The sequence below is a fragment of the Nonomuraea sp. NPDC049607 genome, from assembly GCF_040675375.1.
GTDB lineage: Bacteria > Actinomycetota > Actinomycetes > Streptosporangiales > Streptosporangiaceae > Nonomuraea.
Genome location: NZ_JBFAOV010000016.1, coordinates 126,147 through 139,538, shown reverse-complemented (window position 1 = coordinate 139,538; position 13,392 = coordinate 126,147). Strand labels below are relative to the sequence as shown.

At 70.7% G+C, this 13,392-nt stretch carries 14 protein-coding genes; 2 read left to right on the top strand and 12 right to left on the bottom strand.

Going from position 1 to position 13,392, the window contains the following annotated elements:
- Positions 1-26: 26 nt before the first annotated feature.
- Positions 27-263, top strand: a complete 237-nt coding sequence (locus AB0J97_RS28990) for a glutaredoxin domain-containing protein (protein WP_357694395.1) — start codon at positions 27-29, stop codon at positions 261-263.
- On the opposite strand, the gene AB0J97_RS28985 is transcribed toward AB0J97_RS28990, so the two are convergent.
- The 8 genes from AB0J97_RS28985 to AB0J97_RS28950 form a co-directional block, all read right to left on the bottom strand.
- A complete protein-coding gene (locus AB0J97_RS28985) occupies positions 250-1,785 on the bottom strand; it encodes a helix-turn-helix domain-containing protein (protein WP_364094088.1) in 1,536 nt (511 codons plus the stop codon). The genes AB0J97_RS28990 and AB0J97_RS28985 overlap by 14 nt on opposite strands.
- On the bottom strand, positions 1,776-2,438 hold the full coding sequence (locus AB0J97_RS28980; protein ID WP_364094085.1) for a TenA family protein: 663 nt from the start codon (positions 2,436-2,438) through the stop codon (positions 1,776-1,778). The genes AB0J97_RS28985 and AB0J97_RS28980 overlap by 10 nt, the downstream gene beginning before the upstream one ends.
- Positions 2,439-2,447: 9 nt before the next feature.
- Positions 2,448-2,921: a GNAT family N-acetyltransferase gene (locus tag AB0J97_RS28975; protein ID WP_364094082.1), complete on the bottom strand. Its 474-nt coding sequence runs from the start codon at positions 2,919-2,921 to the stop codon at positions 2,448-2,450.
- A gap of 145 nt (positions 2,922-3,066) precedes the next feature.
- Complete coding sequence (gene dapB, locus AB0J97_RS28970) at positions 3,067-3,804, bottom strand: 4-hydroxy-tetrahydrodipicolinate reductase (RefSeq protein ID WP_189652749.1); 738 nt, start codon at positions 3,802-3,804, stop codon at positions 3,067-3,069.
- 113 nt (positions 3,805-3,917) lie between these two features.
- Positions 3,918-5,225: a pitrilysin family protein gene (locus tag AB0J97_RS28965; protein WP_357694402.1), complete on the bottom strand. Its 1,308-nt coding sequence runs from the start codon at positions 5,223-5,225 to the stop codon at positions 3,918-3,920.
- Positions 5,226-5,271: 46 nt separating this feature from the next.
- The gene (locus AB0J97_RS28960; protein ID WP_364094077.1) at positions 5,272-7,608 is read right to left on the bottom strand and encodes a polyribonucleotide nucleotidyltransferase; all 2,337 of its coding nucleotides are present in this window, start codon (positions 7,606-7,608) and stop codon (positions 5,272-5,274) included.
- A 398-nt stretch (positions 7,609-8,006) separates the two neighbouring features.
- Positions 8,007-8,276: a 30S ribosomal protein S15 gene (gene rpsO / locus AB0J97_RS28955; protein WP_195896693.1), complete on the bottom strand. Its 270-nt coding sequence runs from the start codon at positions 8,274-8,276 to the stop codon at positions 8,007-8,009.
- A 186-nt stretch (positions 8,277-8,462) separates the two neighbouring features.
- Positions 8,463-9,389, bottom strand: a complete 927-nt coding sequence (locus tag AB0J97_RS28950) for a bifunctional riboflavin kinase/FAD synthetase (RefSeq protein WP_357694406.1) — start codon at positions 9,387-9,389, stop codon at positions 8,463-8,465.
- Between the two features lie 102 nt (positions 9,390-9,491).
- On the opposite strand from AB0J97_RS28950, the gene AB0J97_RS28945 reads away from it, so the two are divergent.
- Entirely contained in the window at positions 9,492-10,511 is a 1,020-nt protein-coding gene (locus AB0J97_RS28945) for an SAM-dependent methyltransferase (RefSeq protein ID WP_364094072.1), read from the top strand.
- A gap of 25 nt (positions 10,512-10,536) precedes the next feature.
- Here AB0J97_RS28945 and truB read toward each other — a convergent pair whose 3' ends face one another.
- The 4 genes from truB to AB0J97_RS28925 are packed head-to-tail and all read right to left on the bottom strand — an operon-like array spanning position 10,537 to position 13,198.
- Entirely contained in the window at positions 10,537-11,409 is an 873-nt protein-coding gene (gene truB / locus AB0J97_RS28940) for a tRNA pseudouridine(55) synthase TruB (RefSeq protein ID WP_357694410.1), read from the bottom strand.
- Positions 11,391-12,425: a bifunctional oligoribonuclease/PAP phosphatase NrnA gene (locus AB0J97_RS28935; protein ID WP_364094068.1), complete on the bottom strand. Its 1,035-nt coding sequence runs from the start codon at positions 12,423-12,425 to the stop codon at positions 11,391-11,393. The genes truB and AB0J97_RS28935 overlap by 19 nt, the downstream gene beginning before the upstream one ends.
- The gene (gene rbfA / locus AB0J97_RS28930; protein ID WP_364094065.1) at positions 12,422-12,862 is read right to left on the bottom strand and encodes a 30S ribosome-binding factor RbfA; all 441 of its coding nucleotides are present in this window, start codon (positions 12,860-12,862) and stop codon (positions 12,422-12,424) included. The genes AB0J97_RS28935 and rbfA overlap by 4 nt, the downstream gene beginning before the upstream one ends.
- Before the next feature lie 39 nt (positions 12,863-12,901).
- On the bottom strand, positions 12,902-13,198 hold the full coding sequence (locus tag AB0J97_RS28925; RefSeq protein ID WP_357694667.1) for a DUF503 domain-containing protein: 297 nt from the start codon (positions 13,196-13,198) through the stop codon (positions 12,902-12,904).
- Positions 13,199-13,392 lie beyond the last annotated feature (194 nt).

The window sequence follows — 13,392 nt, the reverse complement described above, 5'->3', positions numbered from 1 at the left end:
AAACCCACCCAACGGATCGGAAATACATGATCACCGTGTACAGCGCTCCCTGGTGCGGCCACTGCCACCGGCTGAAGGCGCAGCTCTCCCGCGCCGGCATCCCGTACACCGAGCTCGACGTGGACGAGACCCCCGGCGCCGTGGACCTCATCGCCGAGCTGAACGGCGGCTCCTGGCTGATCCCCACGGTCGTCTTCCCGGACGGCTCCGCCCTGGTCAACCCCAGCGTGGACGAGGTACAGGCCCGCCTCAGCGCATCCTGAGCGCCAGCAGGAAGTCGACCCGCTCGTCCCAGGAGTTCAGCGACCTGCCGGTCAGCTCCTCGATCCGGCGCAGCCGGTAGCGCAGGGTGTTGACGTGCACGTGCAGGCGTTCGGCGGTGGCCACCAAGGAGCCCGACTCCTCCAGGTACGCCTGCAACGTCTCCAGCAGGTCCGTCTGGTTGGCCGCGTCGTACGACTCCAGCCGCCCCAGCAGCCGTGACCGGAACGCCCGGCGCAGCTCCCCCGGGATGGCCGCCAGCAGGGTGCGGTGGGAGCTGACGTCGTCGCCGGTGATCACGCTGACCCGGTCGCCGCTCAGCGCGGCCAGCGTGAGCGCGTGCCTGGCCTCCTCGATGAGGCTGCTCAGCGCCGCCGGGCCGGTCGTCACGCTGCTCAGCCCGAGCGTGATGCGGCCCTGGCCGAGCCCCGCCTCCAGGGTGCGCGCGCCCCTGAGCACGTGAGCGGTCAGCTCCTCGGCCGTGTTGCCCGCCAGCGGGACGAGCGCGACCGCCTCGGCCGCGCCGGTGGCCGTGACGATGCCGGGCGCGAGCGGCCGCAGCAGCTCGTCCAGCACGGGCACGGCGACCTCGTCGGCGCCGCCGTCCAGCCGCGCCGACAGGGCGACGGCCAGCAGGCCGTGCTCGGTCTCCACGTGCAGCGTGTGCAGGCGCGAGACCACGCCCGGCAGCGCCGCGTCCCCCGACTCCAGCAGCGTCAGGAGCTGGTCGAGCACCCGCCGCTCGATCCGCTGCGCCGCCTCCAGCCGCGAGCGCTCCAGCGCCACGAGCGCGGCCAGCTCGACGATCAGGTCCTCGTTCTCCCCCTGCACCTGCTCGCCCGCGTAGGCCAGGAACCAGTTGGCGATCCGGTGCGGCGCCCCCTTGCCGACCGGGAACACCGACAGCGTCGTGCCGTCCTCCTGGGTCACCATCCCCGGCAGGAAACGCGCGGTCAGGAACGTGTGCGCCAGCCGCAGCCGGGCCGGTGCGCCGAGCGGCTGGGAGCCGACGATCACCCGGCCCGTCGGCGAGAGCACCCAGCAGGGCACGTCGAGCTCGCCCGCCACCGCCGTGACGAGCTTGGTGAGGCTGCCGCCGTCGACCAGGGTGCTGGCCAGGCGCCTGCGGGCGGCGTACGCGGGCCGCGGCGGGGTGCCCAGCTCGGCGATCAGCGCCCGCAGCACGTGCTCGGTGACCTGGCTGAACGGCACGTCCACCGGCAGGGTGAGCAGCGGCAGCCCGGCCTCGGCGCAGGCGTCGATGAGGTCGGCGGGCGGAACCTTGAGCGCGGTGCCCGCGACCAGCGCCGCCACGTCCCCGAGGCTGGTGACGAAGTCGCGGGAGGAGACCGGGCCGGTGTGCCAGGTCAGCTCGGTCAGCACCAGCTCGCCCGTCTTGACGAACATGGCAGGGTCGGGCAGGTCGGTCGTCGCGACACCGCGTACGCGCCGGTCGAGCAGGTCGTGCCCGGTCAGCACCTTCAGGGCCAGCTGGTCGGCCTGGAGGAGGTCCCTCAGCCGCATGGCCAGCCTTCCCGGCGCCAGGCCGCGTCCCAGAACATCCACTCGTAGCGGGCCGTGGTGAGGGCGCGGTCGAGCAGCCGCAGCCGCTCCTCGCCGTCCGGCGCGAGCCCGTCGAGCAGGTCGAGCACCCCGGCCACGGTCTCCTGGTAGCCCTCGCCGCCGTAGGTGTCGATCCACCAGGCGTAGAGCGGGTCGGGAGAGGACCGGCCGAGCAGGGTCTCGCCGACCCGGGCGTAGATCCAGTAGCAGGGCACGATGGCGCCCAGCGCCTCGGGGAACGTCCCCAGCGAGCACGTGCGCACCAGGTACGAGGTGTAGCCGACCGTCGTGGGCCCGGCGGGCGTCTTGCGCGCGTCGGCCTCGTCCAGCCCGAACGCGGCCAGCAGCTCCACCACGAGGCTGTGCTCGACCTCGACGGTCATGGCGGCGTCGCGGGCGAACCGCTGCACACCGGACGGCTCGGGCGAACGCGCCGCGCACGCCGCCAGCGCCCTGGCGTAGTCGGGCAGGAAGTGTGCCTCCTGCACCACGTAGTGGCGGAACGCCTCGCGCGGCAGGGATCCGTCGGTCAGCCCCGACAGGAACGGGTGGGCCAGGATCTGGTCGTACACACCGCCGACGACCTGCCACAACTCATCACGAAACCGGCTCACCCACTCAGGCTATCGGCGCATCACGACCCGCGGCGCCACCTCGATGCCCAGCTCGCGCTCGTGTTCCACCAGCTCGCGCAGCTCCGGGCCCCACTCGGACTCGGGCAGCACCGCGAAGCCGTGCCGCTCGTACCAGGGGGCGTTCCAGGGCACGTCACGGAAGGTCGTCAGCGTGACCGCCGGCGCCCCGACGGCCCGCGCGTGGTCGGCCACCGCCTCCACCAGCCGCCCGCCGATGCCCTGCCGCATGTTGTCCGGGTGCACGGCGAGCTGGTCGAGGTGCAGGTTGCCGTCGACCCACCCGATCAGCGCGAACCCGGCCGGCGGATCGCCTTCGACCAGCACCGACGCCGGGTCGTCGACGTCCTCGACCATCGTCGTGCCGGGCGGGAAGACGATTCCGGCCTGCTCGAACAGCTTGTCGGCGGCCAGCTCCACGGAGATCAGCCCGGGGAGCTCGTCCGGGTCAGCCCATCGCACCATGACGACACGGTCTCACGTTTCGGGCGGACCACGCCGCTCGTATTAGTGTTGATGATCGTAGGCCCGGCTGTGCGGAGCCGGGACCCTCTCCTCACGACGTGCCCATGACCCCATCCCTTGCGGTCATGGGCACGTCGTGCAGCGGTCACAGGTCGAGCAGGGGCTCCAGGCCCACGGTGAGGCCCGGCAGCTCGCGCACCCGGCGCACGCCCAGCAGCACGCCCGGCGTGAACGCCGACCTGCTCATCGTGTCGTGCCGGATGGTGAGGATCTCGCCGTCGCCGCCGAGCAGCACCTCCTGGTGGGCGATCAGCCCGGCCAGGCGCACCGCGTGCACGTGCACGCCGCCGACGTCGGCGCCGCGGGCGCCGTCGAGGGCGGTGCTGGTGGCGTCGGGCATCCCGCCGAGCCCGGCCTTCCCGCGCGCCTCGGCCACCAGCTCAGCGGTACGCCGGGCGGTGCCCGAAGGGGCGTCGGCCTTGTTCGGGTGGTGCAGCTCGATGATCTCGACGGACTCGAAGTGGCGGGCCGCCTGCTGCGCGAAGTGCATCATGAGCACGGCCGCGATGCCGAAGTTGGGAGCGATCAGGCAGTTGACGCCCGGCGAACGTTCCAGCCACCCGCGAACGGTCTCCAGCCGGCCGGCGTCGAACCCCGTGGTGCCCACCACCGGGTGCACGCCATGGGCGATGGCCCATTCCAGGTTGCCCATGACCACGTCGGGATGGGTGAAGTCGACCACCACCTCGGCGCCTTCGAGCCCCTCGACGGGATCGTCCTTGTCCAGCGCGGCCACCAGCTCCAGGTCGTCCGCCGCCTCGACGGCCTTGCACACCTCGACGCCCACGCGACCACGCGCGCCCAGCACACCAACCCTGATCACAGCCCAACCCTATTACGCCCGGCTCCCCCTCCCAAGCAACCCCCGGGACGGCAGAGCGATGGGGGAGCTCCCCGACCGGGAACTCCCCCATCTCAGAACAGAACCTCAGGGCGTCAGGCGATGGCCTCGGAGAAGTCCTTGTCCCCGTACGGCCCGATGACCGCCAGCGTGAGCGGCCGGCTCAGGACGTCGCGGGCGACCTCCCCGATCTCGTCGGGGGTGACCGCCTCGATCCGCGCCAGCACCTCGTCCACCGACATCAGCTCGTCGTAGACCAGCTCGTTCTTGCCGATGCGCGACATGCGCGACCCGGTGTCCTCCAGCCCGAGCACGAGCCCGCCGCGCATCTGCCCCTTGCCGCGCATGATCTCGTCCGCGCTGAGCCCTTCGGCCACCACCCGGGACACCTCGTCCCGGCAGATCTTGAGCACGTCGTCGATCTTCGAGGGCAGGCAGCCCACGTAGATCCCGAACTGCCCGGTGTCGGCGTAGGCGGAGGTGTAGCTGTAGGCGGAGTAGGCCAGCCCGCGCTTCTCCCTGATCTCCTGGAAGAGCCGCGAGGACATGCCGCCGCCCAGCGCGGCGTTGAGCACGCCGAGCGCGAACCTGCGGTCGTCGGTCCTGGACATGCCGGTCGTGCCGAGCACCAGGTTGGCCTGCTCGGTCGGCCGGTCCAGCACCCTGACCCCGGAACGGGTCTCGGCGCCGGGCCCGCTGGTGCGCGGCGCGGCGAACTCGTAGGGGCCCTCCAGCGCGCCCGCCCGCTCGTACGCGCGGGCGACCAGCTCGACGACCTCCTCGTGCCGCACGTTCCCCGCCACCGACACCACGGTGGTACGCGGCCGGTAGTAGCGGTGGTAGTACTCGGCGATGCGCTCGCGGCCCAGGGTGTTGATCGACTCGACCGTGCCCAGGATGGGCCGGCCGATCGGCGAGTCACCGTAGAGCGCGGCCGCGAACTGCTCGTGCACCACGTCGGACGGGTCGTCGTCGTGCATGGCGATCTCTTCCAGGATCACCCCGCGCTCGGACTCGACGTCCTCCTCGGTCACCAGCGAGCTGGTCACCACGTCGGCGAGCACGTCGACCGCCACGGGCAGGTCCTCGTCGAGGACCCGCGCGTAGTAGCAGGTGTACTCCTTGGCGGTGAAGGCGTTGATCTCGCCGCCGATGCCCTCGATGGAGGCCGAGATCTCCATCGCGTCCCGCGTGGGCGTGCCCTTGAACAGCAGGTGTTCGAGGAAGTGGGTGGCCCCCATGTGCTCGGGGGCCTCGTCACGCGAGCCGATGCCGACCCACATGCCGACCGCGACGCTACGCACGGTCGGCATGGTCTCGGTCACCACACGGAGCCCGCCCGGCAGGACGGTGCGCCTGACGACCCCGGCTCCGTCCTTGCCGGGGTGCAGCGTGGTGGTCATCACGAGGCCTCCTGCTTCGGGGGTGCCGAGATCTGTGGTTGGCCGGTCACGAGTTGCGGTCGTCGCCCTCGTTGGGGCGGCTGGTGCGCACGCGGGTCCGGGTGCGGCGCGGCCGGTCGGACTTCTCCTCGGCGGCGGCGGAGTCGGCCTCGGGCGCGGGGGCCTCGCCGTCCTCGGCGCCGGCCGCGGCCTTGGCCTCCTTCTCGGCGGCCTCCTTCTCGATGACCTCGACGGGCACGAGGGAGAGCTTGCCCCGGCCGTCGATCTCGGCGATCTCGACCTGGATCTTCTCGCCGACGCCCATGACGTCCTCGACGTTCTCGATGCGCTTGCCGCCGTGCAGCTTGCGGATCTGGGAGACGTGCAGCAGGCCGTCCTTGCCGGGCATGAGCGAGATGAACGCGCCGAAGGCCGCGATCTTGACGACCGTGCCCAGGTAACGCTCGCCGACCTCGGGCATGTGCGGGTTGGCGATGCTGTTGATCGCCGTGCGGGCGGCCTCGGCCGAGGGCCCGTCGGTGGCGCCGATGTAGATCGTGCCGTCGTCCTCGATGGTGATCTCGGCGCCCGTGTCGTCCTGGATCTGGTTGATCATCTTGCCCTTCGGGCCGATGACCTCGCCGATCTTGTCCACCGGGACCTTGATGGTGATGATGCGCGGCGCGGTCGGGTTCATCTCCGCCGGGGAGTCGATCGCCTCCTGCATCACGTCGAGGATCGCCAGACGGGCGCCCTTGGCCTGCTTCAGCGCGGCGGCCAGCACGGAGGCGGGGATGCCGTCGAGCTTGGTGTCGAGCTGGAGGGCGGTGATGACGTCCTTGGTGCCGGCGACCTTGAAGTCCATGTCGCCCATGGCGTCCTCGGCGCCGAGGATGTCGGTCAGCGTGACGTAGCTGCCGCCCTCGCTGATCAGGCCCATCGCGATGCCGGCGACCATCTCCCTGAGCGGCACACCGGCGTCCAGCAGCGCCATCGTGGACGCGCAGACCGAGCCCATCGAGGTGGAGCCGTTGGAGCCGAGGGCCTCGGAGACCTGGCGGATGGCGTACGGGAACTCCTCGCGCGAGGGCAGCACCGGGATGAGCGCCCGCTCGGCCAACGCACCGTGACCGATCTCGCGGCGCTTGGGCGAGCCCACGCGGCCCGTCTCACCGGTGGAGTACGGCGGGAAGTTGTAGTTGTGCATGTAGCGCTTGGTCCGCTCGGGGTTGAGCGTGTCGATGTTCTGCTCCATGCGCAGCATGTTCAGCGTGGTGATGCCCAGGATCTGGGTCTCGCCGCGCTCGAACAGGGCCGAGCCGTGCACCCGGGGCACCACGTGGACCTCGGCAGACAGGGCGCGGATGTCCTTGGTGCCACGGCCGTCGATGCGCAGGCCCTCGTTGACGACCCGCTCGCGCATGAGCTTCTTCATGACCGAGCGGAACGCGGCGGAGATCTCCTTCTCGCGCCCCTCGAACTCGGGCAGCAGCCGCTCGGCGGCCAGCGCCTTGACCTTGTCGAGCTCGGTCTCGCGCTCCTGCTTGCCGGCGATGGTCAGCGCGGCGGCCAGCTCGGTCTTGATCGCGGCCTCGACCGCGTTGTAGACGTCGTCCTGGTAGTCGAGGAAGACCGGGTACTCGGCGGTCTCCTTGGCGGCGACCTGCGCGATGCGGGACTGCGCCTCGCACAGCACCTTGATGAACGGCTTGGCGGCCTCAAGACCCTGCGCGACGGTCTCCTCGGTCGGCGCGACCGCGCCGTCGGCGACCAGCTTGAGCGTGTCCTTGGTGGACTCGGCCTCGACCATCATGATCGCGACGTCGCCGTCGTCGAGCAGGCGGCCCGCCACGACCATGTCGAACGTGGCCCGCTCCAGCTCGGGGTGCGTCGGGAAGGCCACCCACTGGCCCTCGATCAGCGCGACCCGCACGCCGCCGATCGGGCCGGAGAACGGCAGCCCGGCGAGCTGCGTGGACAGCGAGGCGGCGTTGATGGCGACCACGTCGTAGAGGTGGTCGGGGTTGAGCGCCATGACCGTGGCGACGACCTGGATCTCGTTGCGCAGGCCCTTGACGAACGACGGGCGCAGCGGCCGGTCGATCAGGCGGCAGGTCAGGATCGCGTCCTCGGACGGACGGCCCTCACGGCGGAAGAACGAGCCGGGGATGCGGCCCGCGGCGTACATGCGCTCCTCGACGTCGACCGTGAGCGGGAAGAAGTCGAGGTTCTCCTTGGGAGCCTTGGACGCGGTGGTGGCGGAGAGCACCATCGTGTCGTTGTCGAGATAGGCGACGGCGGAACCCGCCGCCTGGCGCGCGAGACGGCCGGTCTCGAACCGGACCGTGCGCGTGCCGAACGAGCCGTTGTCAATGACGGCTTCAGCGGTGTGGACACCCTCCACGGGGGACCTCCTTGTGGTCGGTCACCCGCGCCCTCTTTTCTCACCGGCACCCTCGTGCCTATGAGGAGATCTGCTCGTCAGACCGCCGCCTATCCGTCGTGCCCGGTCGGCACCGTGGCGGCGGTCGGTCAGCACGTCTCCCCATAGAAGGTGCAGCGCCGGTCTTCGATCGAAGCGCCCGGTCGTTCTTACCGGAAGCCACTACCGAGGACCGGCCCGCAGGCGTCGCGGGTCGCATGGTGCTGAATCGGACGCGGGGGCTGTGTGTCTCGGATATTCAGTTGTACGCCGATGGCGCGGCGGTTGCCCGCCACGACGCGCCGGTCGCGTGTGCTCCCTACCCACATGGGCGGAGCCATATGAGAAGGGAGCGGCGTCGAGCGCCGCTCCCTTTCATGTTATCGGCGCAGACCGAGTCGCTCGATGAGCGACCGGTAACGCTGGATGTCGACCTTCTGCAGGTACTTCAGCAGACGACGCCGGCGACCGACGAGCAGAAGCAGGCCACGACGGCTGTGGTGGTCGTGCTTGTGCGTCTTCAGGTGCTCGGTGAGCTCGCTGATGCGCTTGCTGAGCAGCGCGATCTGCACCTCGGGCGAACCGGTGTCGCCCTCGGTCGTCGCGTACTCGCCGATGATGGTCTTCTTGGCAGCGGTGTCGAGGGACACGGCTCTCCTTCGATCTACGGACACGCGTGAATGAGATGAAGAGTGCGAACGACCGTGCGTGCCTACAGTCGCCGCGTGAAGGCCGTCGTTGGGCAGCGCAGCAGCGCTCCCGTTACAGAGCCGACATGCAAGGTTACCATCGGAGTCAAGTGCTTCGCGCCCGCGACGACCAGGCCCCGCCCGGTGTCACGAGGTGATGCGGCGGGCGGCGTCGACGTCGGCGTGGATCTGGTCGATCAGCGCCTCGATCGACTCGAACCGGGTGTTGCCCCGCAGCCGGGCGGCGAACTCCACCGCCACGTGCACGCCGTAGAGCTCCAGGTCGTCGCGGTCGAGCGCGTACGCCTCCACTGTACGCGGCACGCCCTCGAACGTCGGGTTCGTCCCCACCGAGATCGCCGCCGGCCACCGCTCGCCCTCGTACGGCGCGGGCAGGTTGGCCACCGGGACGCACTCCAGCCACCCCGCGTAGACCCCGTCGGCCGGGATGGCCGTCTGCTGCGGCGTCTCGACGTTGGCGGTCGGGAAGCCGAGCTGCCGCCCCCGCTGGTAGCCGCGCACGACCACGCCCTCGACGCGATGGGGACGGCCCAGCTCGGCGGCGGCCCCCTCGACGTCACCGGCGACGATCAGCCGGCGCACGGAGGTCGAGGAGACGCCGTCGAGCAGGGGCACCACCTCGACCTCGAAGTCGTACTTGTCGCCCAGCGCGCGCAGCGTCTCGACGTCACCGGCGGCGCCGTGGCCGAACGTGAAGTCCGCCCCCACGACGACGACCGCGGCCCCGAGGCGTTCGCTCAGCACGGCCCGCGCGAAGTCGTCGGGGCTCGTCCGCGACAGGTCGAGCGTGAACTCCACCACCTCGACGTCGTCGACGCCCAGCTCGGCCAGCAGCTCGGCGCGCCGCTTGAGCGTGGTCAGCCGCGCCCGCCGGGTGCCCGGCAGCACCACCTCGTCGGGATGCGGCTCGAACGTGACCGCCACGCTGCGCGCCCCCCGCTCGCGGGCCAGCCCGACCGTCCGCTCGATCACTTCGCGATGCCCGCGATGGACCCCGTCGTACACGCCGATGGTCACCACAGACCCTCTCGAACCCCGCACGCTAGGCCCCATTCGTTCGTGGCAGATCAATCCGACACAAGCCTGCCATGCACCTGCCGCTCACCTCCAATCGAGGGGCGGAGCGCGGTATTCCCGCAAGTAGGATGAGCCATCATGCCTCGATACGCGCTCCTGATCCTGCCCGCCTTCAACCGGGTCTACGGCGAGAGCTCCCCACGCCTGACCAGGGGCGAGCTGGCCGTCTTCAGCGACCACGCCATCGAGAACACCGTGCTCGACAGCGCGGAGACCACCATCGGCGGCGTCCCGTACATCACGTTCGAGACCGCCGAGCCGCTCTCCGAGGCCGACGTCGCGCTGCTGTCCAACCTCTCCTCCGTCTACGCGGTCTTCGGCGTCGAGGGCGACCTGCTCCGGCCGCTGGCCATGCGCCCGCTCGACCGGCTGAGCAGCGACCTGCTCACCATCCAGAAATACGCCGGCAAGACCAACGAGCACTTCACCAAGCTGCTGCTCAACGTCACCGTGCTCGCCGCCGACCGGCCCATGTCCGACAGGTTGTCGGTGTTCGACCCGATGTGCGGCCGCGGCACCACCCTCAACCAGGCCCTCATGTACGGCTACGACGCCTACGGCCTCGACGTCGACGGCAAGGACTTCGAGGCGTACACGAACTTCATCAAGACCTGGCTGCGCAACAAGCGGCTCAAGCACACCGCCGAGACCGTGCCGGTGCGGCGGGCGCGGGCGCTGGTCGGGCGGCGGCTCAACGTCACGTTCGGGCTGTCCAAGGAGGCCGTCAAGGAGGGCGACGTCCAGCAGCTCGCCGTGGTCAACGCCGACACCCTCAAGAGCCGTGAGTTCTTCAGGCCCCGCTCGTTCGACGTCGTCGTGACCGACGCCCCCTACGGCGTCCAGCACGGCAGCAAGGGCGGCGGCGGCCTGTCCCGCAGCCCGCTGGAGCTGCTGAGGCAGGCCGTGCCGGTCTGGGCCGAGCTGCTGCGCCCCGGCGGCGCGATGGGCATCTCCTGGAACACCTACGGCGGCAAGAGCGCCGAGCTGGCCGCGATCCTCACCGGCGCCGGCCTGGAGGTCATGGACTACCCCGACTTCGAGCACTGGGTCGACCAGGCGATCGTCCGCGACATCCTGGTCGCCCGCAAACCCGCCTGACCGCCGCCTCTCCGGGGGCGGCCGCTCAGCCGGCGAAGACGGCCAGCGGCTTGGCGATCCGGCCCTGCTCCTCCACCAGCGCCAGCAGCTCGCCCTCCGGCCCGAACACGCCGATGGGCCCGCTGCCGAGCCCGGCCGCGGGCAGCCGGCCGCCGTGGCCGATCACGCGCGCCTCCTCGGCGGTCACGTCCCGGCGCGGGAACGCCGCCGCCACCGCCTCGCCGATCGGCAGCACCACGCACTCCTCGGCGAGCTGGTCGATGCTCCGGGCCAGCGACAGGTCGTAGGGGCCGACCCGGGTCCGGCGCAGGCTCGTCAGGTGACCGCCGACGCCGAGCGCGGCGCCCAGGTCGCGGGCCAGGGCCCGGATGTAGGTACCGCTGGAGCAGGTCACGACCGCGTCGACGTCCACGACGTCGCCGGCGGCCCTGATGTCGAGCACGTCGAAGCCGTACACGGTCACGGGACGGGCCGCGAGCGCGACCTCCTCGCCCGCGCGGGCCATCTTGTACGCCCGCTGCCCGTTCACCTTGATCGCGCTGACCTGCGGCGGCACCTGCATGATGGCGCCGGTGAGCGCCGCGACGCCCTTGTGCACCTCGGCGGCCTCGACCTCCGCCGCCGACGCCGTGGCCACGGTCTCGCCCTCGGCGTCGTCGGTGTTGGTGGTCACGCCCAGCCGGATCGTGGCCTCGTAGACCTTCTCCGTCAGCGCCAGGTGCCCGAGCAGCCGGGTCGCCTTCTCCACGCCGATCACCAGCACGCCGGTGGCCATCGGGTCGAGGGTGCCGGCGTGCCCGACCCGACGGGTGCCCGCGATGCGCCGCATCCGGGCCACCACGTCATGCGAAGTCCACTCGCCCGGCTTGTCGACGATGATCAGACCGCTCTCGGCCATCCAGCCTTCCCCAGCTCTCGTCTGAACTTGGCCATGGTCTCCTCCACGCTGTCGTAGGAGGTGAACCCGGCCGCGTTGTGATGCCCGCCGCCGCCCAGCGCGGCGCACACGGCTGCCACGTCGACCTCGCCCTTGGACCTGGTCGACACCTGCCAGTCGCCGTGGTCGTCCTCCTTGAGCACGACCGCGACCTCGGCCTCGTCGGTCCGCCGCACGATGTCGATCATGCCCTCGATCTCCGAGTACGGCAGCCCGTACGCGGCCCGGTCGACCCGCGGCACGTACGTCCAGACCAGCGAGCCCTCAAGCTGCACCCGGTCGAGCGCCCTGGCCAGCACCTTGAGGTAGCCGAACGGCGCGCGGTCCCACAGCTCGCGGGCGATCTCGTCGGTGTGCAGGCCGGTGGCCACCAGCCGGGACGCCATCCGATGCACGGCAGGCGTGGTCGAGGCGTAGCGGAAGGACCCCGTGTCGGTCACCAGCCCCGTGTACAGGCAGGTGGCGATGTCCCGGTCGAGACTGCCGCCGAGCCGGTAGATGAGCTGCTCGGCCAGCATGGCCGTGGCCGCCGCCTGCGGGTCGATGAGGCTGTGCGTGCCGAACCCGGCGTTGGACGGGTGATGGTCGATCACGATGACCTCTTCGGCCCTGGCCGCGTTGGGGCTGAGCAGGCCCAGCCGCTCGAACGTGGACGAGTCGAAGGTGATCATCAACGCCGGCGCCTCGGGGTAGTCGGCCGGCGGGCACAACATCTCCTGCCCCGGCAGGAACCGCAGGATCCGCGGGACCGCGAAGTACTCGTCGCCGAAGGAGGCCACGACCCGCTTGCCGATCGAGCGCAGCACGTAACCGACGGCCAGCATCGACCCGAGCGCGTCGCCGTCGGGCGACACGTGACAGGCCAGGGCGACCTCGTCGACCTGGTCGATGAGCTGGATCGCGCGCTCCCAGGCGGCCTTGGGGATGCCCAAGGTCTCCTGGGAGGGCCACTCGGCTCGGGCCACGTGGGACGTCACGCCTGGTCGTCCTCACCCTCATCGGGCTTCTTGTACGGGTCGGACTCTCCGGCGTAGGCCGCGCCCTCGGCCTTGCGCGCCACCTCGGCGTCCCGTGCCCTGGCGGCGTTGATCAGGTCGTCGAGCTGGCGGGCACTGTCGGGCAACGGGTCGTGCCGGAACGTCAACGTCGGGGTGAAACGCACGCCGGTCTGGCGGCCCACCTCGGCGCGGATGATGCCCTTGGCGCTTTCGAGGGCGGCCGCGCTGTCGGACCGCTCGGCGTCGGAGCCGAACACCGTGTAGAACACCGTCGCCTCGCGCAGGTCAGCCGTGATGCGCGTGTCGGTCACGGTGACGAAGCCCAGGCGCGGGTCCTTGATCCGGCGCTCCAGCATCTCGGCGACGATCTGCTGGATGCGGTCGGCGAGCTTGCGCGCTCGTGCGGCATCCACCATGTTCGCTCCCCCTCACGCACGACCTGGCCGTGCTGTCGTTCAATCTTCGTCGTTGTAGAGGCGCTGTCTGGCTGACAGCAACTCGATGTCAGGGCGGAAGGCCACCATCCGCTCGCAGGCGTCCATCACCTCTTTGCAGTTACCCGCGGAGGCGGAGATCACCGCGACGCCGACCTCGCACCTGCGATGCAGGTCAAGATGACCGGTCTCGGCCACCGCGATGGACGGGTAACGTCGCTGCAACTCCGCGATCAGAGGCCGGACGACAGAGCGCTTCTGCTTCAGCGACCGAACGTCGCCGAGCAGGATGTCCAGGGTCAGAGCACCCACATACATCGTGTGAAACCACCGCTTGGCCTGGTGGGGTGGAAGCACGGCCGGTCCACTGCGGTGGGAAGGGGGCCCGGACGTGCGAGAGGCGGGCCGCGGGGGGTTCGCCCCGGGCCCCGGCCGCGCGGCGAACCCCGCGCCCAACCCCAACAACAAACACACCGACATTGAGGACAGACACATCTTCAATTTTAACACAA

Coding starts and splice junctions, on each gene's coding strand:
- truB (WP_357694410.1), bottom strand. CDS start 11,409: ATGGCCGAGAGCGGTCTGATCATCGTCGACAAGCCGGGCGAGTGGACT.
- AB0J97_RS28975 (WP_364094082.1), bottom strand. CDS start 2,921: ATGGTGCGATGGGCTGACCCGGACGAGCTCCCCGGGCTGATCTCCGTG.
- AB0J97_RS28945 (WP_364094072.1), top strand. CDS start 9,492: ATGCCTCGATACGCGCTCCTGATCCTGCCCGCCTTCAACCGGGTCTAC.
- AB0J97_RS28925 (WP_357694667.1), bottom strand. CDS start 13,198: ATGTATGTGGGTGCTCTGACCCTGGACATCCTGCTCGGCGACGTTCGG.
- AB0J97_RS28950 (WP_357694406.1), bottom strand. CDS start 9,389: ATGGGGCCTAGCGTGCGGGGTTCGAGAGGGTCTGTGGTGACCATCGGC.
- AB0J97_RS28965 (WP_357694402.1), bottom strand. CDS start 5,225: ATGACCACCACGCTGCACCCCGGCAAGGACGGAGCCGGGGTCGTCAGG.
- AB0J97_RS28990 (WP_357694395.1), top strand. CDS start 27: ATGATCACCGTGTACAGCGCTCCCTGGTGCGGCCACTGCCACCGGCTG.
- rbfA (WP_364094065.1), bottom strand. CDS start 12,862: ATGGTGGATGCCGCACGAGCGCGCAAGCTCGCCGACCGCATCCAGCAG.
- AB0J97_RS28985 (WP_364094088.1), bottom strand. CDS start 1,785: ATGCGGCTGAGGGACCTCCTCCAGGCCGACCAGCTGGCCCTGAAGGTG.